Source organism: Pseudomonas sp. SJZ131, from assembly GCF_007828705.1.
Lineage (GTDB): Bacteria > Pseudomonadota > Gammaproteobacteria > Pseudomonadales > Pseudomonadaceae > Aquipseudomonas > Aquipseudomonas prosekii.
The window spans coordinates 304,102-327,005 of the sequence record NZ_VIVC01000004.1 but is presented as its reverse complement, the minus strand read 5'-3'; the positions used below and the strand labels follow the sequence as shown (position 1 = coordinate 327,005).

17 protein-coding genes are annotated in these 22,904 nt (G+C 60.4%); 1 reads left to right on the top strand and 16 read right to left on the bottom strand.

Going from position 1 to position 22,904, the window contains the following annotated elements:
- Positions 1-58: 58 nt before the first annotated feature.
- The 16 genes from FBY12_RS19440 to hutC form a co-directional block, all read right to left on the bottom strand.
- Positions 59-856: a transporter substrate-binding domain-containing protein gene (locus FBY12_RS19440; protein WP_092281566.1), complete on the bottom strand. Its 798-nt coding sequence runs from the start codon at positions 854-856 to the stop codon at positions 59-61.
- Between the two features lie 572 nt (positions 857-1,428).
- Complete coding sequence (gene mdoH / locus FBY12_RS19435; RefSeq protein ID WP_121731605.1) at positions 1,429-3,999, bottom strand: glucans biosynthesis glucosyltransferase MdoH; 2,571 nt, start codon at positions 3,997-3,999, stop codon at positions 1,429-1,431.
- Complete coding sequence (locus FBY12_RS19430) at positions 3,992-5,827, bottom strand: glucan biosynthesis protein (RefSeq protein WP_145255056.1); 1,836 nt, start codon at positions 5,825-5,827, stop codon at positions 3,992-3,994. The genes mdoH and FBY12_RS19430 overlap by 8 nt, the downstream gene beginning before the upstream one ends.
- 275 nt (positions 5,828-6,102) lie before the next feature.
- Positions 6,103-6,540 carry a D-aminoacyl-tRNA deacylase gene (dtd, locus tag FBY12_RS19425; protein WP_092274581.1) on the bottom strand — a complete coding sequence of 146 codons (438 nt, stop codon included), beginning with the start codon at positions 6,538-6,540 and terminating at the stop codon, positions 6,103-6,105.
- Positions 6,537-7,508, bottom strand: a complete 972-nt coding sequence (gene pip / locus FBY12_RS19420) for a prolyl aminopeptidase (protein WP_121731607.1) — start codon at positions 7,506-7,508, stop codon at positions 6,537-6,539. Before pip ends, dtd begins: the two co-directional genes overlap by 4 nt.
- Positions 7,509-7,699: 191 nt before the next feature.
- Positions 7,700-8,503: an N-formylglutamate deformylase gene (gene hutG, locus FBY12_RS19415; RefSeq protein ID WP_145255053.1), complete on the bottom strand. Its 804-nt coding sequence runs from the start codon at positions 8,501-8,503 to the stop codon at positions 7,700-7,702.
- Complete coding sequence (gene hutI / locus FBY12_RS19410; protein WP_145255050.1) at positions 8,496-9,719, bottom strand: imidazolonepropionase; 1,224 nt, start codon at positions 9,717-9,719, stop codon at positions 8,496-8,498. The genes hutG and hutI overlap by 8 nt, the downstream gene beginning before the upstream one ends.
- Positions 9,720-9,967: 248 nt before the next feature.
- Positions 9,968-11,500: a histidine ammonia-lyase gene (gene hutH, locus FBY12_RS19405; RefSeq protein WP_145255047.1), complete on the bottom strand. Its 1,533-nt coding sequence runs from the start codon at positions 11,498-11,500 to the stop codon at positions 9,968-9,970.
- A gap of 119 nt (positions 11,501-11,619) precedes the next feature.
- Complete coding sequence (gene hutH / locus FBY12_RS19400; protein WP_145255044.1) at positions 11,620-13,143, bottom strand: histidine ammonia-lyase; 1,524 nt, start codon at positions 13,141-13,143, stop codon at positions 11,620-11,622.
- Positions 13,144-13,311: 168 nt separating this feature from the next.
- Positions 13,312-14,142: a glycine betaine/L-proline ABC transporter ATP-binding protein gene (locus FBY12_RS19395; RefSeq protein ID WP_121731612.1), complete on the bottom strand. Its 831-nt coding sequence runs from the start codon at positions 14,140-14,142 to the stop codon at positions 13,312-13,314.
- A complete protein-coding gene (locus tag FBY12_RS19390) occupies positions 14,139-14,990 on the bottom strand; it encodes a proline/glycine betaine ABC transporter permease (protein ID WP_092274602.1) in 852 nt (283 codons plus the stop codon). The genes FBY12_RS19395 and FBY12_RS19390 overlap by 4 nt, the downstream gene beginning before the upstream one ends.
- A 70-nt stretch (positions 14,991-15,060) precedes the next feature.
- Positions 15,061-16,029, bottom strand: a complete 969-nt coding sequence (locus FBY12_RS19385; protein ID WP_145255041.1) for an ABC transporter substrate-binding protein — start codon at positions 16,027-16,029, stop codon at positions 15,061-15,063.
- Positions 16,030-16,196: 167 nt separating this feature from the next.
- A complete protein-coding gene (locus FBY12_RS19380) occupies positions 16,197-17,666 on the bottom strand; it encodes a cytosine permease (protein WP_145255038.1) in 1,470 nt (489 codons plus the stop codon).
- Positions 17,667-17,808: 142 nt separating this feature from the next.
- The gene (gene hutU, locus FBY12_RS19375) at positions 17,809-19,509 is read right to left on the bottom strand and encodes a urocanate hydratase (RefSeq protein ID WP_145255035.1); all 1,701 of its coding nucleotides are present in this window, start codon (positions 19,507-19,509) and stop codon (positions 17,809-17,811) included.
- 461 nt (positions 19,510-19,970) lie between these two features.
- Positions 19,971-20,537 (bottom strand): HutD family protein, encoded by a 567-nt coding sequence (locus tag FBY12_RS19370; RefSeq protein WP_145255032.1) that lies wholly within the window; start codon positions 20,535-20,537, stop codon positions 19,971-19,973.
- Between the two features lie 10 nt (positions 20,538-20,547).
- Complete coding sequence (hutC, locus tag FBY12_RS19365; protein WP_231987162.1) at positions 20,548-21,216, bottom strand: histidine utilization repressor; 669 nt, start codon at positions 21,214-21,216, stop codon at positions 20,548-20,550.
- 200 nt (positions 21,217-21,416) lie between these two features.
- Between hutC and FBY12_RS19360 the strand changes: the two genes are divergently transcribed.
- Positions 21,417-22,781 carry a formimidoylglutamate deiminase gene (locus FBY12_RS19360; RefSeq protein ID WP_145255029.1) on the top strand — a complete coding sequence of 455 codons (1,365 nt, stop codon included), beginning with the start codon at positions 21,417-21,419 and terminating at the stop codon, positions 22,779-22,781.
- Positions 22,782-22,904: the final 123 nt, after the last annotated feature.

Sequence of the window (22,904 nt, the reverse complement as noted above, 5' to 3'; positions counted from 1 at the left end):
GCAGGACTCTCAGATTCGCTCGTTCCCGCGCTCTGCATGGGAACGATCAGCGGTAAGGCTATTCCATGTCCTTGAGCCAAGCGGTGTCTTTGAACCACTTGTCATGGATGCGATCGTAGGTGCCGTCTTCGTGGATCTGGTGCAGGAAGTTGTTGATGAAGTTGAGGCTGTCGTAATCGCCCTTCTTCAGGCCGAAGGCCAATGGCTCGTAGGTGAACGGCTTGTCGAGGAACACCAGTTTGCCGGCGCCGACCTTGTTGACTGCGACGACGTTGTACGGCGCGTCGTAGATGAACGCATCGGCCTTGCCGTTGACCACGTCGAGCACGGCTTCCTGCTCGTTGTCGTAGCCGTGGTACTTGGCTTTGGAAATCAGCTTTTTCGCGACCATTTCGCCGGTAGTGCCGAGCTTGGAAGTGATGCGGTACTGGTCGGTGTTGAGGTCTTTGTAGGTCTTGATGGTGCCTTCCAGCTCCTTGCGGATCAGCAAGGTCTGGCCGACAACGATGAACGGTTCGCTGAAGTTCAGGCGCAGGTTGCGTTCCTGGGTCAGGGTCATGCCGCTGCCGATCATGTCGAACTTGTCGGTCATCAGCGCCGGGATGATGCCGTCGTAGGCGGTGGAGACCAGCTCCAGTTTCACGCCCATGGCTTTGCTCATGGCTTTGAGGATGTCGACTTCGAAACCGATGATCTCGCCGCGCTTGTTGGTCATTTCGAACGGCATGTAGGTCGGGTCCATGCCGACTTTCAGCGTGCCGCGCTTGACCGCGTCATCAATGGCACCGGCCTGCGCCGCGTTGACTGCAACCAATGCCGTGACGCCGACCAGCAGCATCGAGAGATACTTCTTCATCATCAAGTCCCCAAAACCATTGCGTTGTGAGGCGCGCAATCGGCGGATTCCACTGGGAAACCGCTCGATACGGACAGAAATCTGTCCGGGCGCACCAATTCGGGGACGGATGCTAACGCACTGGGGTGTTTGCACAAGTGTTTGGTTGGGATTTGTTGGCTAAGGGGCAGGAAATACACTGCGGAGGGAGGTGGGTGGTTGTTGGTTTTTTAAACATTCAAGGGCCACCCCTCACCCCAGCCCTCTCCCCAGAGGGGAGAGGGGGAAAGGGAGCAGATCGGGGGCTTTTCGGGACCTGAGTTCGACTCGGGACTTTCAGGTCGATGTAACTCGGATAGTCAACTCGGTCAGTCCCCTCACTCCTCTGGGGAGAGGGGGGCAAGGGAGCAAATCGGGGCTTTTCAGGACTCGAGTTCGACTCAGAACTTTCAGGTCGATGTATGACGCAAGACACCTCGGTCAGTCCCCTCGCCCCTCTGGGGAGAGGGTTAGGGAGAGGGGTGGTTCAAAAGGCCAATCCAAATCCCAGCCACCCCACAAACAAACAACCCCCGCTTTCACGGGGTTTTTCATTACGCCAACTGAGGCTGTGCGCTCAGCGGTTTGAGCGGCAGCAGCGGCGCATGCGGATCGGCTTTCACCGATTGGCGCCAGGCCTCCAACCACTCGGCATGACCTTCGCTCCACACCTGCTCATGCAGACGACCCAAAGCCACCGGGTCGCTCAGCAGTTGCAGACGATCATGGTTGTCCAGCCCGGCAGGGCCGACTTTCAACGCATGACGGACACGTTCGACGCGCAACCACTCGATCGGCTCGGCCTGACCGTGACGCGAAGTCGCCAGCGAGCACGCCAAGGCGTTCTGCTGCGGATCGACCACGGCCCGAACGAAACCGTCGTTCAACGCGTGATAACGGTTTTCGTGGGTGTACTGATCGGTCGCAACGAGAGCCTGCGGCGGATTGTATTCCTCAGGAATCAGGAACAACTTCGCGTCGCGCGACTTCAGGCCCAAACCGACACGGCTGGAAATCACCGACACCGGGATCGACAGCATCAGCGAACCGACGATCGGCACCAGCCACCAGAGGAAGCTCGGGTTCAGCCAGATCACCAGCAGCGCCCAGAAGAAACCCAGCAACGTTTGCGGCCCGTGGCGCTTGACCGCTTCGCTCCATGGCGTCGAGTCGTCGTCACGCTGCGGCGAGTTCCAGGTCGCGGCCCAACCGAGGAAAGCGGCGAGGACGAAACGGGTGTGGAAGATCATCCGCACCGGCGCCAGCAACATCGAGAAGAGCATTTCCAGCAACATCGACGACGTCACTTTGAACTTGCCGCCGAATTCTTTCGCGCCTTTGGCCCAGATCAGGATGATGCTCAGCAACTTCGGCAGGAACAACAGCACGACAGTCGTCGAGAACAGCGCGACGGCTTTGTCCGGATGCCATTGCGGCCACAACGGATACAGCTGTCGCGGCTCCATGAAGTATTGCGGTTCCATCAGCGTGTTCACCGCCAACAGCGCGGTGGACAGCACCAGGAAGAAGAACCACAACGGCGCCGACAGGTAAGACATCACGCCGGTGAGGAACACCGCACGGTGCACCGGGTGCATGCCTTTAACCAGGAACAGCCGGAAGTTCATCAGGTTGCCGTGGCACCAGCGACGGTCACGCTTGAGTTCGTCGAGCAGGTTCGGCGGCAGTTCTTCGTAGCTGCCCGGCAAATCGTAGGCAATCCACACACCCCAACCGGCCCGACGCATCAGCGCAGCTTCGACGAAGTCGTGGGACAGAATCGCCCCGGCAAAAGCACCTTTACCCGGCAACGGCGCGAGGGCGCAGTGCTCGATAAACGGCTTCATGCGGATGATTGCGTTGTGGCCCCAATAGTGCGATTCGCCCAGCTGCCAGAAGTGCAGGCCAGCGGTGAACAGCGGACCGTACACGCGGGTGGCAAATTGCTGCATCCGCGCATAAAGGGTGTCCATGCCCGACGCACGAGGCGCGGTCTGGATGATCCCGGCGTCCGGCGTGGCTTCCATCAAGCGCACCAGACTGGTCAGGCATTCGCCGCTCATCACGGAGTCCGCGTCGAGCACGACCATGTACTTGTAGTCACCGCCCCAGCGACGGCAGAAGTCGTCGAGGTTGCCGCTTTTGCGTTTTACGCGACGGCGACGGCGACGATAGAAGATCTTGCCGAAGCCCTTGGCTTCGCGGCAGACGTCCAGCCAGGCTTGCTGCTCGGCAACGCAGATATCGGTTTCGTTACTGTCGCTGAGGACGAAGAAGTCGAAACGGTCGAGGTCACCCGTGGCCGCCACCGACTCGAACGTCGCGCGCAAACCGGCGAATACCCGCGGCACGTCTTCGTTGCAGATCGGCATCACCAGTGCGGTGCGTGCGTCCTTGGCAATCGGCTCGTTGCCGGCGCTTTTGCCGGAGATGCGGTATTTATCGTGACCGGTGAGCAACTCGAGGAAGCCCATCAGTGCAGTCCAGAAACCGGCGGAGACCCAGCAAAACAGAATCCCGAACAGAATCAGGATGCTGGTTTGCAGCGCATACGGCAGCACTTGCGTGATGGTCTGCAGGACCGGTTGGTGCAGGACTTCGTTGAGGTCGACGAACGACCAGCCCTGGTACGGCATGATGCCTTTCATGTACCAGCCGGCAACGATGGTCTGGCCGAGCATCAACACCAGCAAAATGTAACGACGGATCGAACCGACGGTGCGCCAGCGCGCAGCCGGCAACACGTTCTCGTCTTTTTTCGGTGCCGGAGGGTTGGTGCGACCGGTCATCCGGCGCCAGCCGCGCACCAGGATGTTGGTGCGCCACGGTTCCGGAACGACTTTGGTCCGACGGATCGGCGGAGTCGCCTTGAGCACAACGCGGCCACTGGCATCAACGGCGAGCATCTCCGCTTCTTCCAGTTCTTCCGCGCTGTTCAACAGCAGGCGTTTGCCCACCGAGGCCTGAGCGGCCTCGGCAGGTGCGTCGAACGTCGAGGACGACAGACGCTGGTGCAGTTCGCTGAAGGACTGGCAGCCCGCGAGTTCCGCGCGCTGCTGGTCGGTCATCGGTAAATGCGCCAGATACTCGGAAAGAGTCTCTGGCTGTACTTGAGAATTACTCATCGGCAGGCAACTGGTAGCTCCAGGTCTCGGTCAGGACTTGTTCAGTCGCTGTCGATTCCGGTGTGGCTGGGGCCGCGTCCGCAGCAGCAGGCTGCTTGGCGTCTTTGTTGTCCTTGTCCTGGTTCTGATCCTTGGCATCGGCAACCGGCTTGGCTTCAGCCTGTTTGGCGTCAACCTGCTTGGCGTCCTTGGCTTCCTTGTCCGCTTTCTCCTGCTGCTTGGCGGCGACTTTGTCGGCCTTGGCCACGGAGGAATTGGAGGCTGGGAGCGAGGTCTTGGCGAGGTCTTCAGGCACGATGTTCTCGACCAGCGCGGCACGCATTTCGGTGGCCTTGCTTGGGTCTTTGATCTTCATGCGCAGGGTCAGGCGCCAGCCTTTGGTGTCCGGGTTGTAACGCACGCTGTTTTCGACCAGTTCGGCGTTGTCGCCAACACTGACCTGGCTGCGCACATCAGCGGTTTCCGGCAATGCGGCCAGCGACGGACCTTCGAAGTCGACCAGGTAGGCAACGCTGCCATCGGGCTGACGAATCAGGTTGGACTGCTTGACGTCGCCGGTAGAACGCAGGGTCTGTTTGACCCAGGCGCTGTCCGGGGCGTGCAGGGCAGCTTCGTCGATGGTCCAGTGCATGCGATAGGCGACATCCAGCGGCTGGCCTGGCTCAGGCAGTTTTTCCGGGCTCCAGAAAGCCACGATGTTGTCGTTGGTTTCGTCGGCGGTCGGGATTTCCACCAGATCGACCGAACCCTTGCCCCAATCGCCTTTTGGCTCGATCCAGGCACTTGGACGCTTGTCGTAGCGGTCGTCGAGGTCTTCGTAATGGCTGAAGTCACGACCACGTTGCAGCAGACCGAAACCGCGCGGGTTCTCGATGCCGAAGTTGCTTACCGACAGGTGTTTCGGGTTGTTCAGTGGGCGCCAGATCCACTCGCCGTTGCCGGCATGGATCGACAGACCGCTGGAGTCGTGCAGTTCGCGACGGTAGTTGAGCACTTTCGACGGCTGGTTGGCGCCGAACAGGAACATGCTGGTCAGCGGCGCAACGCCGAGCTTGGTGACTTTGTCACGCAGGAACATCTGCGCTTTGACGTCGACCACGGTGTCGCTGCCTGGACGCAGGGTCAGGCGATAAGCACCGGTAGCACGCGGGGAATCGAGCAACGCAAAGATCACCAGGTGCTTGTCACCCGGTTTTGGCTGTTGAATCCAGAATTCGGTGAAACGCGGGAATTCTTCGCCGGACGGCAATGCGGTGTCGATGGCCATGCCGCGAGCGGACAAGCCATAGGTGTGACCCTTGCCGACAACGCGGAAGTAACTCGCGCCGAGCATGGTCATGATTTCGTCTTGTTTGTCAGCCTTGTTGATCGGGTACAGCACACGGAAACCGGCATAACCCAGTTGATCGGTGGCTTTAGGATCGAACTGCACGTCGCCGAAATCGAAACGACTTGGGTCGTATTTGATTTCCTGAACGGTGCTGGCGGTGATTTCGTTGATTTTCACCGGGGTATCGAAGTGCATGCCCTGGTGATAGAACGAAAGTTTGAACGGAGTCTTCTGATCGGCCCACTCGGCTTTTTCAGTGCGGAAACGAATTTTCTGATAGTCCGCGAATTTCATTTCGCGGAATTCGTTCGGCAGGTTACTGCGCGGGGCTTCGTATTTCTGCCCGGCCAGCTCTTTCGCCTTGACCGACACATCATCCAGATTGAATGCCCAAAGCTGACCGGCGCTGAATAGGCAGAGCAGTGCAGAGCCCGCTACCAGAGCGCTTCGGAACCGTTTGGCAGACAATTTTGGTGCATTACAGGGACTAACAATCACGAGCAACCCTCGCCGAAAACAGATCAAAAAACCAACGGCCAGCTATCTATATGCCAGGTTGGCGAGCAATGTTCCGACTCCCGTGGGGCAAAATGATTCCCCAACAGGTTCCGGGCAAGGCTCTACCTAAGTCAAATGGGCCAACGAACGCTGATCCCCGTAGCGCGCGATTATCTAGTAGGCCGCGTTACAACGCATCAGGGGTAACAAAGTATTTATCGCGAAAAACCCCTGTTTTCAGTCGAAATGCCCGTAAAAACATGTTTCAGGGCCTTTCAGGACTGTAACAGGAAGGTCACCGGGCCATCATTGACCAGATGCACCTGCATATCCGCGCCGAATCTACCTGATGCCACAGTGCCATGCATGACTTTCGCTTTGCCTAATAGATAGTCGAAAAGTTCTTCACCGAGGGCCGGAGTCGCCGCCGTCGAAAAACTCGGGCGCAAGCCGCTCTTGGTGTCAGCCGCCAAGGTGAACTGCGAGACCAGCAGCAGGCCACCGTCGACATCCTTCAGGGACAGATTCATCTTGCCGTCAGCGTCACTGAACACCCGATAGTTAAGCAGCTTATGCAGAAGTTTGTCGGCGCTGGCCCGAGTGTCGCCGGGCTCGACGGCGACCAGCACCAGCAAACCCTGATCGACCGCGCCCACCACCTCCCCCGCTACCTCGACGCGCGCGCCGCGCACCCGTTGCAGCAGACCCTTCATGCTTCTTCTGGCGGCAAGTCGAGCAAACGCCGGGCCATCTGACCAGCGGCACGCACCAAGGCATCGGTGATACCCGGTTCCGAGGCGGCGTGGCCAGCATCGCGGATCACCTGCAGTTCGCTGTTCGGCCAGTTCTGGTGCAATTCCCAGGCGTTATCCAACGGGCAGATCACGTCGTAACGGCCATGCACGATGACGCCTGGCAGATGCGCAATCTTGCCCATGTCGCGGATCAACTGGTTCGGTTCAAGGAAGGCTTTGTTGGTGAAGTAGTGGCATTCGATGCGCGCGATCGACAAGGCGCGTTGCGGCTCGGAGAAGCGATCGACCACCAGCGGATTCGGGCGCAGGGTCGCGGTCCGCCCTTCCCACGTCGACCAGGCTTTGGCCGCGTGCATCTGCGCGATCTGGTCATTGCCGATCAGGCGTTTGTGGAAAGCCGTGAGCAAGTCGTCGCGCTCGTCCAGCGGGATCGGCGCGATGTAGTCCTGCCAGTAATCGGGGAACAGACGGCTGGCGCCAGCCTGGTAGAACCACTCGATTTCCTGCGGCCGGCAGAGAAAGATCCCACGCAGGATCAAGCCATGCACGCGCTCCGGGTGAGTCTGCGCGTAGGCCAGCGCCAAGGTCGACCCCCAGGAACCGCCGAACAGCACCCATTTTTCGATCTTCAGGTGTTTGCGAATGCGCTCGAGGTCTTCGACCAGATCCCAGGTGGTGTTGTTTTCCAGGCTGGCGTGCGGCGTGGAGCGGCCGCAGCCGCGCTGGTCGAAGGTGACAATGCGATACAGATTCGGATCGAAAAACCGCCGGCTCTGCGCATCACACCCGGCGCCGGGGCCGCCGTGGATGAACACGACGGGCAAACCTTCCGGCGTACCGCTTTCGTCGACGTACAGCGTGTGGGTTTTATCGACGGCCAGATCGTGCCGGGCGTAGGGTTTGATCTGCGGGTACAAAGTCTGCATTGCACGCTCCGTAAGGGGTCGAGGTCATCCCTGCTGGGGACTTCAATTATTCTGCCGTCCGGCATCATAAACCCGAAATACGCCAATGAGCATGCCCTTGCAACCTCAGAGTTTGTCAGCCATAAACTCGACCGCCATTGCGCCCCGCCGACATCCCCGCAGGTGCTGCCGACGGTCGTGATCCGGCACCGTTATGCGGCGAATTTTTTCTGCCCCCAGGCCACGAACGCTTCGAGCAATTCCTTGAGCACCACTTGCGTCGGCTCGGCCAGGTCCGGGCGATAGCGGAACGGTTCGAATTCCTCCATGTAGGTGCATTGGCACAGTTCCAGTTGCACCGCGTGGATGTTCTCGGCCGGGTTGCCGTAATGCCGGGTGATGTGGCCGCCCTTGAAGCGCCCGTTGAGCACATGGCTGTAATCGCTGTACTTGGCGCAGATCGCTTCCATTTGCGCAGCCAATTGCGGGTCGCAACTCGCACCATTGAAGGTGCCGAGGTTGAAGTCCGGCAGTTTGCCGTCGAACAAATGCGGGATCACCGAACGGATCGAGTGCGCGTCGAACAGCAGCGCATAGCCGAACTCGGCTTTGAGTCGCGCCAGTTCGTCCTGCAACGTGCGGTGGTATGGCGCCCAGATGTGTTCCAGATAAGTCGCGCGCTCGGCCGCCGACGGCGCCATGCCCTCTTGAAACAGCGGAATCCCGTCGAACAGGATCGACGGAAACAGGCCCGTGGTGGCGCCGACGTACATCGGTTTGTCGTCGGACGGCCGGTTGAGGTCGATGACGAACCGTGAGTATTCGGCGGCCAGGGTGCTGGCGCCCAACTCGGTGGCGAACTGGTAAAGCTGCGGAATGTGCCAATCGGTGTCCGGCAGGCTTCGCGCATCGGCGATCAATCCGGCCTCGACCACCGGGGTCAGGCGCAGGCCGGCGTGGGGCATGCTGATCAGCAGCGGCACGCGACCTTGTTGGAAATGCAGAACCTTATCCACGAGTGCTCTCCTGAAGATTTGTTTCTACGCCGTGACGCACGACGCGTTTTTCCAGGTCGCCGCCGAGCCAATAACAAAGGTCGGCGGGACGATCGATTTGCCACGCGACAAAATCGGCGACTTTGCCGACTTCCAGCGAACCGTGCGTGTCGGCCATGCCCAGTGCGGTGGCGGCGTGAATCGTCGCGCCGGCCAGGGCTTCTTCCGGGGTCATGCGGAAACAGGTGCACGCCATGTTCAACATCAGGCGCAACGACAACGCCGGCGAGGTGCCGGGATTGAGGTCGCTGGCGATGGCGATTTTGACTTTGTGTTTGCGCAACGCGTCCATCGGCGGCAATTGGGTTTCGCGCAGAAAGTAGAACGCGCCGGGCAGCAATACCGCGACGGTGCCGGATTCGGCCATGGCGATCGCATCGCTTTCGTCCATGAATTCCAGATGATCGGCGGACAGTGCGTGATACCGCGCGGCGAGGCTCGAACCGTGTAGCGACGACAGCTGTTCGGCGTGCAGTTTGACCGGCAAACCAAGCGCTTGCGCGGTGATGAACACGCGCTCGACTTGCGCCGGCGAGAACGCCAGGTATTCGCAGAACGCATCTACCGCGTCGACCAATCCTTCGGCGGCCAATGCCGGGAGCATTTCGGCGCAGATGTGTTCGATGTAGGCGTCGGCATTATCGGCGTATTCCGGCGGCAAGGCGTGGGCGGCCAGGCAGGTGCTGCGCACGCTGACCGGCAATTCGGCGCCGAGGCGACGGATCACCCGCAGGATCTTGCGTTCGCTGGCGAGGTCGAGGCCGTAGCCGGATTTCATTTCGACCGTGGTTACGCCGTCGCGCAGCAGGCTTTTCAAACGTTTGGCGGCGCTGGCGAACAACTCGTCTTCGCTCGCCGCGCGGGTGGCGCGCACGGTGCTGGCAATGCCGCCACCGGCCGCAGCGATTTCTGCGTAGCTGACGCCTTGCAGACGTTGTTCGAATTCGCCGCTGCGGTTACCGCCGAACACCGTGTGGGTGTGGCAGTCGATCAGGCCCGGCGTGACCCAGGCCCCGTGCAAATCGTTGACCGCCGGGTATTCGCCGGACGGCAGTTCAGCGCGCGGGCCGATCCACTCAATGTGCGCACCGGACGTCACCATGGCCGCGTCCTCGATGATCGAGTAGACGCCGTGCGCCATGGTCGCGACGTGGCAGTGTTGCCAGAGTGTTTTCATTGTCGGGGTCTCCGTTGTTTGTTGGTTTTTACGGGGTGTCATGGAGATTGACCCCTCACCCTAACCCTCTCCCCAAGGGGCGAGGGGACTGACCGAGTTGTTTGTTCGGCTTACTGCGACCTGAAATCGAAAGTCGAATTCAAGTTTTGAAAAGCATAGAGATCGGCTCCCTTTCCCCCTCTCCCCTATGGGGAGAGGGCTGGGGTGAGGGGTGGTTTTCAAACACGCCGAAAATCCCCCTCAAGTACTTACAGGCTCGGCAAAAACTTCGCCGACACCAGCTCGTTCAGGCAGCGCGTCGCCAGCAGTTCCGTGGCCGCATTGATGTCCGGCGCAAAGAAGCGGTCCTTCTCGTAAAACGGCACTTCTTTACGCAAAATCGCCCGCGCCTTTTCGAGTTTTTCCGAAGTCTTCAAACCCTCGCGCAGGTCCAGGCCCTGACACGCCGCCAGCCATTCCACCGCCAATACGCCGCGGGTGTTTTCGGCCATTTCCCACAAACGCTTGCCGGCCGCCGGGGCCATCGACACGTGGTCTTCCTGGTTCGCCGAGGTCGGCAGGCTGTCCACCGAATGCGGATGCGACAACGCTTTGTTCTCGCTCGCGAGTGCGGCGGCCGTGACCTGGGCAATCATGAAACCGGAATTCACCCCGCCATTCGCCACCAGAAACGGCGGCAATTGCGACATGTGTTTGTCCATCATCAGCGAGATCCGACGCTCGCTCAGCGAACCGATTTCGGCAATTGCCAACGCCATGTTGTCAGCGGCCATTGCCACGGGTTCGGCGTGGAAGTTGCCGCCGGAAATCACATCGCCTTCAGCGGCAAACACCAGCGGGTTATCGGACACTGCGTTGGCTTCGACGGCCAACACTTCGGCAGCCTGACGGAACTGGGTCAGGCAGGCGCCCATGACTTGCGGCTGGCAGCGCAGCGAGTACGGATCCTGAACCTTGTCGCAGTTCTGGTGCGAGTCGGAGACTTCACTGCGCTCGCCCAACAAATCCCGGTAAGCGGCGGCAGCGTCGATCTGGCCCTTCTGCCCGCGTGCGGCGTGAATGCGCGCATCGAACGGCGAGCGCGAGCCCAATACCGCTTCAACGGTCAGCGCGCCGAGCGCAATCGCACCGGCAAACAGATCCTCGCCTTCAAACAAGCCGCGCAACGCATAAGCGGTCGACACCTGCGTGCCGTTGAGCAGCGCCAGGCCTTCTTTCGCAGCGAGGGTCAGCGGCGTCAGACCGGCGACTTTCAGCGCTTCGGTGGCTTGCAGCCACTCGCCTTTGTAGCGCGCCTTGCCTTCGCCCAGCAGCACCAGCGACATGTGCGCCAACGGCGCCAGATCACCCGAGGCACCGACCGAACCTTTCAGCGGAATGTGCGGATACACCTCGGCGTTGATCAGCGCCAGCAGCGCGTCAATCACCACTCGACGAATGCCCGAATAACCACGGCTGAGGCTATTGACCTTGAGCACCATGACCAACCGCACCAGCGCGTCGCTGATCGGCTCGCCAACACCGGCGGCGTGCGACAGCACCAAGGAGCGCTGCAGATTTTCCAGGTCTTCGCTGGCAATGCGCGTCGAGGCCAGCAGGCCAAAACCGGTGTTGATGCCGTACGCGGTGCGGTTCTCGGCGAGGATTTGTTCCACGCACGCCACGCTGGCTTCAATCTGAGCCGAGGCGCTGCTGTCGAGGGTGATTTTGACCGGTTGCTGATAGATATCACGCAGTTGGGCAAGGCTCAGTTGGCCGGGAATCAAATTTAGCGCAGTCACTTTTATTCTCCTTTTGAGAGTCTTCTTGTTAACTAACCAGACGCTCCGGAAATGTCCGTTGTCCGTCGCTTCCCGCCTTTTGGGGGGGCTGGCGCCTTGGCACGCTGGTGTTGTGGATTTCAGTTCAGATTGGGTAAAGCCTTGTGTAGCAAAATCGGGTCTTTCAATACGCTCGCAGCAGCGGCGATATCCGGCGCCAGCCAACGGTCCTCGTCGTAAGCCGGAACGCGTTCGCGCAGCAGACGCCACGCGGTATCGGTGCCCGCGCCGAAGCGTTGCTCCTTGAGAAATTCAAACGCCTGCGCCGCCAGCAGATATTCGATGGCGAGGATTTGCGTGCAGTTTTCCAACGCGCGATGCAGCTTCAGCGCCGCGTTGGTGCCCATGCTCAAGTGGTCTTCCTGCAACCCCGACGTGACGTAGTTATCGAGCACCGCCGGTTGCGCCAATTGGCGGTTTTCCGCACACAGCGAAGCGGCGACGTACTGGACGATCATCATTCCGGAATTGACCCCGGGATTGGCCACCAGAAACGCCGGCAAACCGCTGACGTGCGGGTTGATCAAACGGTCGAGACGGCGCTCGGCAATCGAGCCGATTTCGGCCATTGCAATCGCCAGCAAATCGGCAGCCATCGCCACCGATTGACCGTGCGGATTGGCCTGCGACATCACCCGGAAATTCTCCGGCGTGCCGAGCAGCATCGGGTTGTCGGTAACCGAATTGAGCTCGGTTTCGATCTGGTTTTGCGCGTGTTGCAGTTGATCGCGCGCGGCGCCGTGGACTTGCGGAATCGAACGAATGCTCAACGCATCCTGAGTGCGAATGCCTTTGCTGGCCGCGATCACTTCACTGCCATCGAGCAGCGCGCGCAGATTGCTGCCGACCTGCTGCATGCCCGGGTGCGCTTTGAGCGCGATGATGTCGGCATCGAACGCGGCGATCTGGCCACGCTGCGCTTCAAAACTCATCGCCCCGATCACGTCGGCCCATTGCAGCAGATTGGTTGCATCGGCCAACGCCAGGCAGCTCAGGCCGGTCATGCACGGCGTGCCGTTGACCAGGCACAAACCGTCCTTGGCGCCGAGCTGAACCGGCGCCAGCCCCTCTTCGGCCAACGCGTGTTGCGCCGCGACGATCTGCCCGCGATAGCTGACGTTGCCGACACCCAACAGCGCAATGCTGACGTGCGCCATGTGCGTCAGGTAACCGACCGAACCTTGGGACGGCACTTGCGGGGTGATGCCGCGATTGAGCAGCGCCAGCAGCGCTTCGACAACGCGCCGATGAATCCCGGATTTGCCGTGGCTGTAATTGCGAATCGCGGCGCAGATGATCGCCCGGGTCTGTTCGTCGGCCAGTGGTGCACCGACGCCACAGGCGTGGCTGAGCAAGGTGTTGCGCGAGAGCTGGCTGAGTTGCTGGTCCTTGAGTGAGACATTGCACAAGGCGCCGAGGCCGGTGTTGACGCCATACGCGCGCTCGCCGCTGCTGACGATTTGCTGGACGATTGCCTGCGCGTTATCGATGCGCGCCCAGGTCTCGGCAGACAGCTCAAGCTGCGCGCCATGACGGGCGACGGCGAGCACATCCTGCCAACGCAACGGGGCGTCGGCGATAACGATTTTTTGCGCGTGGGACATCTTTGACCTCAATCGTGAATCCTGAATATTTGTGCAGCTTTGCCGGCCTCTTCGCGGGCAAGCCTCGCTCCTACAGGGTTCAGGTTTGCCATCCAATATGGGAACGACACAAAACCTGTAGGAGCGAGGCTTGCCCGCGAAGGGGCCACCACAGACACCGCAAAACGCTTAAACCACCGCAGCCCGCCGCTGGACGAACCGGTCGACGTACTCATCCGCCGGCGAATGCAGGATCTCGCGCGGCGTGCCGACCTGAATCAATTTCCCATCCTTGAGAATCGCAATTCGGTTACCAATGCGCACCGCTTCATCGAGGTCGTGGGTGATGAACACGATGGTCTTGTGCAGGGTTTTTTGCAGCTCCAGCAACTGGTCCTGCATCTCGGCGCGGATCAGCGGATCGAGGGCGCTGAACGCTTCGTCCATCAGGATGATGTCGGTGTCCGCCGCCAATGCGCGCGCCAGGCCCACACGCTGACGCATGCCGCCGGAGAGCTGGTGCGGGTATTTGTTTTCGTAGCCTTTGAGGCCCACAGTGTTGATCCAGTGCAGCGCGCGCTCCGAGCACATTTGCTTGCTCTCGCCGCGCACTTTCAAACCATACGCAACGTTTTCCACCACTGTTTTGTGCGGCAGCAAACCGAAGCTCTGAAACACCATGCTGATCTTGTGCCGACGAAATTCGCGCAGAGCCTCCATGTCGTATTGCAGGATGTCCACGCCGTCCACCAGGATCGCGCCGCTGGTCGGGTCGATCAGCCGATTGAAGTGGCGGACCAGAGTCGATTTGCCGGAGCCCGATAGGCCCATGATCACAAAAATCTCGCCGGTGCCGATGCTCAGGGACAAGTCATTGACGCCGACCACGCAGCCGGTTTCGGCCAGCACCTGATCCTTGGTTTTGCCTTGGCCAACCATTGCCAGCGCTTCCTTGGAACGGTTGCCGAAAATCTTGAAGACGTTTTTGACTTCGATTTTGCTGATGGCTTCGCTGCTCATTTGTTCACCTCATGCCGTGGCCGACCATACGCCTGAGTAATGCGGTCGATGACCACTGCCAGAATCACGATCGCCAGACCGGCCTCAAGACCTCGTCCGACGTTGAGGGTCTGAATCCCCACCAACACATCTTCGCCCAGGCCACGGGCACCGATCATCGAGGCGATCACCACCATCGACAGGGCCATCATGGTGGTCTGGTTGATCCCGGCCATGATGCTCGGCAGCGCCAGCGGCAATTGCACGCCGAACAGTTGCTGCCAGCGATTCGCGCCGAAAGCATTGATCGCTTCCATCACCTCGCCGTCAACCTGACGAATGCCCAGGTCGGTGAGGCGAATCAGCGGCGGCGCGGCGTAGATCACCGTGGCGAAAATCGCCGGCACCTTGCCCAGACCGAACAGCATCAACACCGGGATCAGGTACACGAAACTCGGCATGGTTTGCATGATGTCGAGCAACGGCATCAGCACCGAACGCAGGCGATTGCTGCGCGCCGAGAGGATGCCGAGCGGAATGCCGATCAGCACCGAAATCACCGTCGCCACCATCATCAGCGCCAGGGTTTGCATCAGCTTGTCCCAGAGGCCGACGGCGCCGACCAGAAACAGCAAACCGACGATCACCGCAGTCGTGACAATTTTGCGCGTCGCGTGCCAGGCAACACCGGCAACGATGGCGAGCATCAGCCACCACGGCGCGGCACGCAGCAAGCCTTCCAGATTGACGATGGCCCACAACAGCGTGTCGGAGATGTGCCGGAACACATCGCCGTAGTTGGTGACCAGCGAATCGACCCAACCGTTGACCCAGTCGGCGATGGAAAAAGTAAAGCTTTCGGGAAACATAAGAGGCTCTCAATCAAGGGGTTGCGATCAAGCGTCCGACTGCCGTTGCCAGCAGCCGGCGACACTCGACCTACAAGGCCGCGTCGATCTTTTTGGCTGCGTCTTCGCTCACCCATGCGTGCCAGACGTCAGGATGTTCCTTCAAGAAGATCTTCGCCAGTTTCGGCGAAGCGATGCGCTCCTTGGCCATGCGCCCGAGGTTCTGGTTCAGCAGGTCGATCGGCATGTTGACCTTTTCCAGCACCGCCACCAGTTCCGGAGCTTGCTCGTGGAAGGTCTTGGACAGGCCGACCTTGATGGTCACGCGCTTGTCGACGCCAGGTTTCTCTTCGAGTTTGACCAGGTCAACCTGACCCATCAGCGGCGTAGGCGACCAGTAGTAAAACAGGATCGGCTCGCCACGTTTGTAGCTCGACAACACCGCGGCATCCAGCGCCGGGCCGGTGCCTGGGCGGAAGTTGGTGTAGGTGTTTTCGAGGCCATAGCTCTTGAGCATTTCGCTGTTGTCGAGCTCGCACGTCCAACCGGCCGGGCAGTTATAGAAACGTCCTTTGTCCGGCTCTTCCTGGTCCTTGAACACGCTGGCGTATTTGCCCAGGTCGGCGATGTTTTTCAGGTCCGGGGCCTTGGCTTCGAGCTTGCGGCTGGCATCGCCCTCGATGACGTAGCGCGGCACGTACCAGCCTTCAATGGCACCGACCACCGGCGCGCCGACGCCAACGACTTTGCCGGCCTTCTCGGCTTTGTTCCAGACCTCGCTGCGGCCGACCCACTCTTCGGCGAACACTTGAATATCGTTGCTGCTCAGGGCGTTTTCCATGGTGATCGAATTGCCCGGCAGGCTATCGACCTTGCAGTCGTAGCCCTTCTCCAGAACGACTTGCATCACGTCGGTCAGCAACATGCCGCTTTCCCAGTTCAGGCCGGCGAATTTCACCGGTTTGCCCGACTCGCACCAACCGGCCGCCTGGGTGGCGCCGGCACTGGCGAGCAGGCCCATGGACAGTAATGTGGTCAGCAGGGTCTTGTTCGATTTCATTGTGGTGACGCTCCTAATCATGAGTTGGCTTACGGCAGTCAGTCCTTGCAGGAGCGAGGCTTGCCCGCGAAGGCGTCATTCCTGACGCACCATGGTGCATCGGTTCGCGCGCAAGTCTTGCTCCTGCAGGTCAAATGGCATCCAGCCCTGTCCACGTCCGTGAAGGTCTAGATCGCAGCTGCACGACCCGCCTTACTCAGCTTTTGTTCGGTGACCGTGTCCTGCTCGACCGGCAGGATCAGGTGGTCGGGCACGCTGCCGTGCCATTTTTTCGCACATACGTAATACAGGCCTGCGGGCAGCACCAGACCGATGATCCAGGAAATGTCCACGCCGCCCATGGCCTCCACCAGCGGCCCGGTGAAGAACTTGGTGGAAATGAACGGCAATTGCACCAGCACACCGAAAACATAGACGCTGATGCCCAGCGGGTTCCAGCGCCCGTAGCGACCATTCGGATCGGCTAGCGCCGGCACGTCATAACGCTCGCGGGTGATGCAGTAGTAATCCACCAGATTGATCGCGCTCCACGGTGTGAAGAACGCTAGCAGAAACAGGATGAACGACTTGAACGCACCGAGGAACGAGTGCTGACCGAGCAACGCGATCAGCGTCGCGGCGCCGACAATCACCAATACGAACACCAGCCGCTGCAAACGCGAGACCTGCAGGTGACCACGAAAGCCACTGATGATGGTCGCGATGCACATGAAGCTGCCGTAAGAGTTGAGTGTGGAAATGGTCACTTTGCCGAACGCAATGCTGAAATACAGCAGCGCTGCGGTGGCACCGGTGCCGCCCAAACCGACGATGTAAGCGACTTCGTGACCGGCGAACTGGCCGTTGGCCGAGGCCGCCGCGAACACGCCGAGGATCATCGCCACTTGCGCACCAATCACCGAACCGGCGCCGGCGGCGAAGAAGGTTTTGACCGAGGAAATCTTGCTCGGCAGATACCGTGAGTAGTCCGCCACGTAAGGCCCGAAAGCGATCTGCCAGGACGCCGCGAGCGACACCGCAAGCAGAAAACTGCTCCAGCTGAAGTGGCGGATTTGCAGGAGCGCGCCGACATCGGTCTGGCTCATCAAGCGGCTGAACAGGTAAACGAAAGCAATCACGCCAATGACGCTGGCGACCCGGCCAATGAAGTGGATCACCCGATAACCGAGCACCGTTACCAGCACGATGACACTGGCGAAAATCAGGATCCCGGCGCTGTCGCTGACACTGAACAACTGCCCCAGCGCTTGCCCGGAAAGTACCGTGCCGGTCGCGGTGAAACCGAGGTACATCAAGCACACCAGCACGATCGGAATCGCCGCGCCGTAGACGCCGAATTGCACTCGGCTGGAGATCATCTGCGGCAGCCCAAGCTTGGGCCCTTGCGCCGCGTGCAACGCCATCACCCCGCCGCCCAGCAGTTGACCGATCAACAAACCGATCAACGACCAGAACACATCACCGCCCAACACCACGGCCAGCGCCCCGGTGACAATCGCGGTGATTTGCAGGTTGGCGCCCATCCACAGGGTGAATTGGCTCAACAGACGACCGTGTCTTTCCGCTTCCGGGATGTAGTCGATCGAGCGCTTCTCGATCAACGGTTTATTGCCTGCACGATCGGTGGTGACAGCCATGATTCAACCTCTGTGGATTGTTATTCGTTGTTGGTGCTATCCCTTGTAGGAGCGAGGCTTGCCCGCGAAGGCGTCTGTTCTGACACACCGCGGTTCGCGGGCAAGCCTCGCTCCTACAGGTATTGCGCTAAGCCAGCCCGTGTTATTTGCCGGTAATCATCGGCAGATTCAGCCCTTGTTCCTTGGCGCAATCGATCGCGATCTGATAACCCGCATCGGCGTGACGCATCACCCCGGTCGCCGGGTCGTTGTGCAGCACGCGGGCAATGCGCTCGGCCGCTTCGTCAGTGCCGTCGCAGACAATCACCATGCCCGAATGCTGCGAGAAGCCCATGCCGACGCCGCCGCCGTGGTGCAGGGAAACCCAGGTCGCGCCGCTCGCGGTGTTGAGCAGAGCGTTGAGCAGTGGCCAGTCGGACACAGCGTCGGAACCGTCCTGCATCGACTCGGTTTCACGGTTGGGGCTGGCCACCGAGCCGGAGTCCAAGTGGTCGCGACCGATAACGATCGGTGCCGACAATTCACCGCTACGCACCATTTCGTTGAACGCCAGACCCAGCTTGGCGCGCTGACCGAGGCCGACCCAGCAAATACGCGCCGGCAGACCCTGGAAGCTGATGCGCTCGCGGGCCATGTCCAGCCAGTTGTGCAGGTGGGCGTCGTCCGGGATCAGTTCTTTGACTTTGGCGTCGGTCTTGTAGATGTCTTGCGGATCGCCCGACAGCGCAGCCCAACGGAACGGGCCGATGCCACGGCAGAACAGTGGACGGATGTAAGCCGGGACGAAACCCGGGAAATCGAAAGCGTTTTCGACGCCTTCTTCCTGAGCCATCTGACGGATGTTGTTGCCGTAATCGAAGGTCGGAATGCCCATTTTCTGGAATTCGAGCATGGCTTTGACGTGCATCGCCATCGATTGCTTGGCGGCTTTGACCACAGCGGCAGGCTCGGTCTTGGCGCGAGCGCGGTACTCGTCCCAGGTCCAGCCGGCCGGCAGGTAACCGTTGAGCGGGTCGTGGGCGCTGGTCTGGTCGGTGACCATGTCCGGGCGCACGCCGCGCTTGACCAGTTCCGGTAGAATTTCTGCAGCGTTGCCGAGCAACGCGATGGAAATCGCCTTGCCTTCCCTAGTGTATTTGTCGATGCGCGCCAAGGCGTCGTCGAGGTCGGTGGCTTGCTCGTCGACGTAACGGCTGTTGAGGCGGAAATCGATGCTGACTTGCTGGCATTCGATGTTCAGCGAGCAGGCCCCGGCCAGCGTCGCGGCCAGTGGTTGCGCGCCGCCCATGCCGCCGAGGCCGGCGGTCAGGACCCAACGGCCCTTGAGGTCACTGTTGTAGTGCTGGCGCCCGGCTTCGACGAAGGTTTCGTAAGTGCCTTGGACGATGCCTTGGCTGCCGATGTAGATCCAGCTGCCGGCAGTCATCTGGCCGTACATGGCCAGGCCTTTGGCGTCGAGTTCGTTGAAGTGTTCCCAGCTCGCCCAGTGCGGCACCAGGTTGGAGTTGGCGATCAGCACGCGCGGGGCGTTGCTGTGGGTTTTGAACACGCCGACCGGTTTGCCGGATTGCACCAGCAGGGTTTCGTCGTCGTTCAGGTTGGTCAGGCTTTCGACGATCTTGTCGTAGCATTCCCAGTTGCGTGCCGCGCGGCCGATGCCACCGTAAACCACCAGTTCTTTAGGGTTCTCGGCGACTTCCGGGTCGAGGTTGTTCATCAACATGCGCAGCGGCGCTTCGGTCAGCCAGCTCTTGGCGGTCAGCGTGTTACCGCGTGCGGCACGGATTTCGACGTCACGGCGCTTGGTAAAGGTAGGCGTAGGTTTCTGGGTATTGTCAGTCACGAAAAAGACTCCTCAGCGATCAATTCAAACCAACCCTGGCAGCGGGCAAGCGAGCGGGTGCGCCTCAAGGTGCGACCTGCGAATCAGTGGACGCTGCGGAGAGTCTCAAGCGACTCATACGCATACGTCTTTACTTGTACATACAAGCATATGCAATCGAGCGGCCAACTTGTTGGAGGGGTGATCGAGAAATTTTCTTGTGGGGCTGGGAGGCTTGTGGATTGAGGGTTGTGGCGAGTATGAAATTTTTCGCGGGGGATTTTTGCTGGGAGTGGCGGCTGTTACTTGAGCGCGGTTTTGCGCCACGCTGGGGCGTTAGGTAACAAAGTGGTGCGAGATTTGGGAACGGTGTTGGCGGCTAAAAGCTTCGCGGGCAAGCCTCGCTCCTACAGGGTTTGTGTTGGCCGTCGTGCGCCACAAATCCTGTAGGAGCAAGGCTTGCCCGCGAAAGCAATTCGGGATCAGCGTGCGATCAGCTCAATCACGCAGCACGGCCCGCTGGTCGAGACTTCGAGCAAACCGCTATTGCCCTCCAATTGCAGGCAATCATGCCGACCGAGTTGCGAGGCGCTGTTACCGACCTTGACCTCAAGCTCAGCGCTGACGCTAAACACCACCAGCGTCGCCGCCGAGCTGAAAAACCGCTGCTCGCCGTCCAGCCATTGCAGCCGCGCGCTGTAACGTTGCGGCGCATAGATCAGGTTGAAATCGCGGATCGGCCCGCCGAGCAGCGTGCACGCGACCTGGCTCTCGCCGCTGAAGGCAAACGGGTCCAGCGGTAACAAGGCGCGGGTGTCGTGACCGTCCACGCGCAGGGTCATGCCCTCGCCTTGCAGCACGGTGATCACCCGTTGATAACCCGCGAACGTCGAAAAGCCGCCCGACTCAGCGATATCGGCAATCGACAGACGCCAGCCAAAACCGTCAAGACCGGCGCCGGCGTCGCGGGTGATTTCTTCAGTGCTGCCGCCGCCGTTTTTCCACGGCATGCGCGGGTAATCGATGGCGCGTAAAACCTTCACTTTCATGTGCGGCTCTCTACTTGTGGAAGCGGCCTTCCAGACGATGGCGCGAACCTGGGTGGATCAACCGCGCAGCAGTCACGGGCTGCCGGCCGGACCAGGTGCGGCGGCGGATCAGCAGGCACGGCTCGCCTTTTTCGATCTGGAGCAATTTGCATTCGCTGGCCTCGGCCAGAATCGCCTCGACCACGTGCTCGCCTTCGGTCAGCGGCGCGACCTGGTTCAAATAGGCGTAGGGGGTTTGCAGGGTGAAGTCCTGCTTGAGGTAATCCGGAGCCACCAGCGCGTTGACAAAACGGTCTTCGATTTGCACCGGAATGTCGTTTTCGAAATGCACGATCAGCGAATGAAAGACCTTCTGCCCTTCGCGCATGTCCAGCGCCAACGCGCGCTCGGAACCGGCGGCCTCTTCTTCGAGCGTGATGACTTTGCAGGTATGGCGATGACCGCGCGAAGCGATTTCGTCGGCAATGTTATGCACTTCAAACAGCGCCGACTGGCTCTTCGGTTCGGCGACGAACGTGCCGACACCTTGCATGCGCACCAGCAGGCCGTCGGCGGTCATCTCGCGCAGTGCGCGGTTGATCGTCATGCGGCTGAAACCGAGCTGGCTGACCAGCTCGCTTTCGGATGGCACGCGGTAGTGCGGCGGCCAGTTTCCACTGTCGATCTGCTGGGTGATCATCTGTTTGACGCGGGCGTACAAGGGCGCCGGACTGTCGCCCAGATTGGCGCTCAGATTGGCATTTGGCGGCAATGTGGCAGGCGGAGTCGGCACGTTTAATCCTTGTTCATTCGATAGAGATGGCTAGCTTGCCGGAGTTTACCGAGCAGGCAAACGTCTGTATATGTATATACAAATAACACACGATGGGGTGCTGAACCATGTCCGCCTTCTTTGCCGAACGCGCGCTGCTGCCTAGTGGATGGGCCAACAATGTACGTCTTGAGGTCAACGCTGACGGCGTTTTGACCTATATCCAGGCCGATTCCCACGCAGATGGCGCCGAGCGGCTGAACGGCCCGTTGCTGCCGGGAATGCCCAATTTGCACTCGCATGCGTTCCAACGGGCGATGGCCGGATTGGCGGAAGTGGCGGGCAATCCGAACGACAGTTTCTGGACCTGGCGTGACTTGATGTATCGCCTCGTCGGAAAAATCAGCCCCGATCAACTCGGCGTGATCGCCCGGCAGCTGTACATCGAAATGCTCAAGGCCGGTTACACCTCGGTCGCCGAATTTCACTACGTGCATCACGACACCAACGGCCAGCCTTACGCCGACCCGGTTGAGCTGGCGCTGCGTATCAGCCAGGCGGCCAGCTCCGCCGGAATCGGCCTGACCCTGCTGCCGGTGCTCTACAGCCACTCCGGTTTCGGCGGCCAGACACCCAACGATGGCCAGCGCCGTTTCATCAATACCACCGAAAATTACCTCACCCTGCAGTCGCGTCTGAAGCCGTTGCTGGCGCAGCAACCGGCGCAGTCGCTGGGTTTGTGTTTCCATTCGTTGCGCGCCGTCACTCCGGAGCAAATCAGCGAAGTTCTGGCCGCCAGCGACGCGCATTGCCCGGTGCACATTCACATTGCCGAACAGCAGAAAGAAGTCGACGACTGCCTGGCCTGGAGCGGTCGTCGGCCGCTGCAATGGCTGTACGAAAACACCGAGGTCGATCAGCGTTGGTGCCTGGTGCACGCGACCCACGCCAACCCGGAAGAAGTCACGCTGATGGCCAAGAGTCGGGCCATCGCCGGTTTGTGTTTGACCACCGAAGCCAACCTTGGCGACGGGATTTTCCCGGCGGTGGACTTCCTCGCTCAGGGCGGGCGCATGGGCATCGGTTCCGACAGCCATGTGTCATTAAGCGTGGTCGAAGAGCTGCGATGGCTGGAATACGGCCAGCGTCTGCGCGATCAGCGGCGTAACCGTTTGTATGGCGCGGATCAGCCGATGGTCGGCCGCACGCTTTACGATGCCGCGCTGGATGGCGGCGCGCAGGCGCTCGGTCAGCCGATTGGCGCGCTGCAAGTCGGCAAACGCGCGGATTGGCTAGTGCTCGATGGCAACGATCCATACCTGGCGACGGCGAGCGGCGACGGGATTTTGAATCGCTGGTTGTTTGCTGGCGGCGATCGCCAAGTGCGCGATGTGTTGGTCAACGGACAGTGGGTGGTGCGCGATGGCCGGCATGCGGGGGAAGAAGAAAGTAACCGGGCGTTCACCCAAGTGCTGCGCGACTTATTGGGTTAACGCAGAACGAATTGTAGGAGTGAGCCTGCTCGCGATGGGGCCGTCATATCCAACAGAGATGTCGACTGACAGACCGCAATCGCGAGCAGGCTCACTCCCACAGTTTTAATCCGCGCTACGCCG

Excerpts from the sequence above, each read along its gene's own strand:
- FBY12_RS19440 (WP_092281566.1), bottom strand. The coding sequence starts at position 856 with ATGAAGAAGTATCTCTCGATGCTGCTGGTCGGCGTCACGGCATTGGTT.
- mdoH (WP_121731605.1), bottom strand. The coding sequence starts at position 3,999 with ATGAGTAATTCTCAAGTACAGCCAGAGACTCTTTCCGAGTATCTGGCG.
- dtd (WP_092274581.1), bottom strand. The coding sequence starts at position 6,540 with ATGAAGGGTCTGCTGCAACGGGTGCGCGGCGCGCGCGTCGAGGTAGCG.
- pip (WP_121731607.1), bottom strand. The coding sequence starts at position 7,508 with ATGCAGACTTTGTACCCGCAGATCAAACCCTACGCCCGGCACGATCTG.
- hutI (WP_145255050.1), bottom strand. The coding sequence starts at position 9,719 with ATGAAAACACTCTGGCAACACTGCCACGTCGCGACCATGGCGCACGGC.
- hutH (WP_145255044.1), bottom strand. The coding sequence starts at position 13,143 with ATGTCCCACGCGCAAAAAATCGTTATCGCCGACGCCCCGTTGCGTTGG.
- FBY12_RS19395 (WP_121731612.1), bottom strand. The coding sequence starts at position 14,142 with ATGAGCAGCGAAGCCATCAGCAAAATCGAAGTCAAAAACGTCTTCAAG.
- FBY12_RS19390 (WP_092274602.1), bottom strand. The coding sequence starts at position 14,990 with ATGTTTCCCGAAAGCTTTACTTTTTCCATCGCCGACTGGGTCAACGGT.
- FBY12_RS19385 (WP_145255041.1), bottom strand. The coding sequence starts at position 16,029 with ATGAAATCGAACAAGACCCTGCTGACCACATTACTGTCCATGGGCCTG.
- FBY12_RS19380 (WP_145255038.1), bottom strand. The coding sequence starts at position 17,666 with ATGGCTGTCACCACCGATCGTGCAGGCAATAAACCGTTGATCGAGAAG.
- FBY12_RS19370 (WP_145255032.1), bottom strand. The coding sequence starts at position 20,537 with ATGAAAGTGAAGGTTTTACGCGCCATCGATTACCCGCGCATGCCGTGG.
- hutC (WP_231987162.1), bottom strand. The coding sequence starts at position 21,216 with ATGATCACCCAGCAGATCGACAGTGGAAACTGGCCGCCGCACTACCGC.
- FBY12_RS19360 (WP_145255029.1), top strand. The coding sequence starts at position 21,417 with ATGTCCGCCTTCTTTGCCGAACGCGCGCTGCTGCCTAGTGGATGGGCC.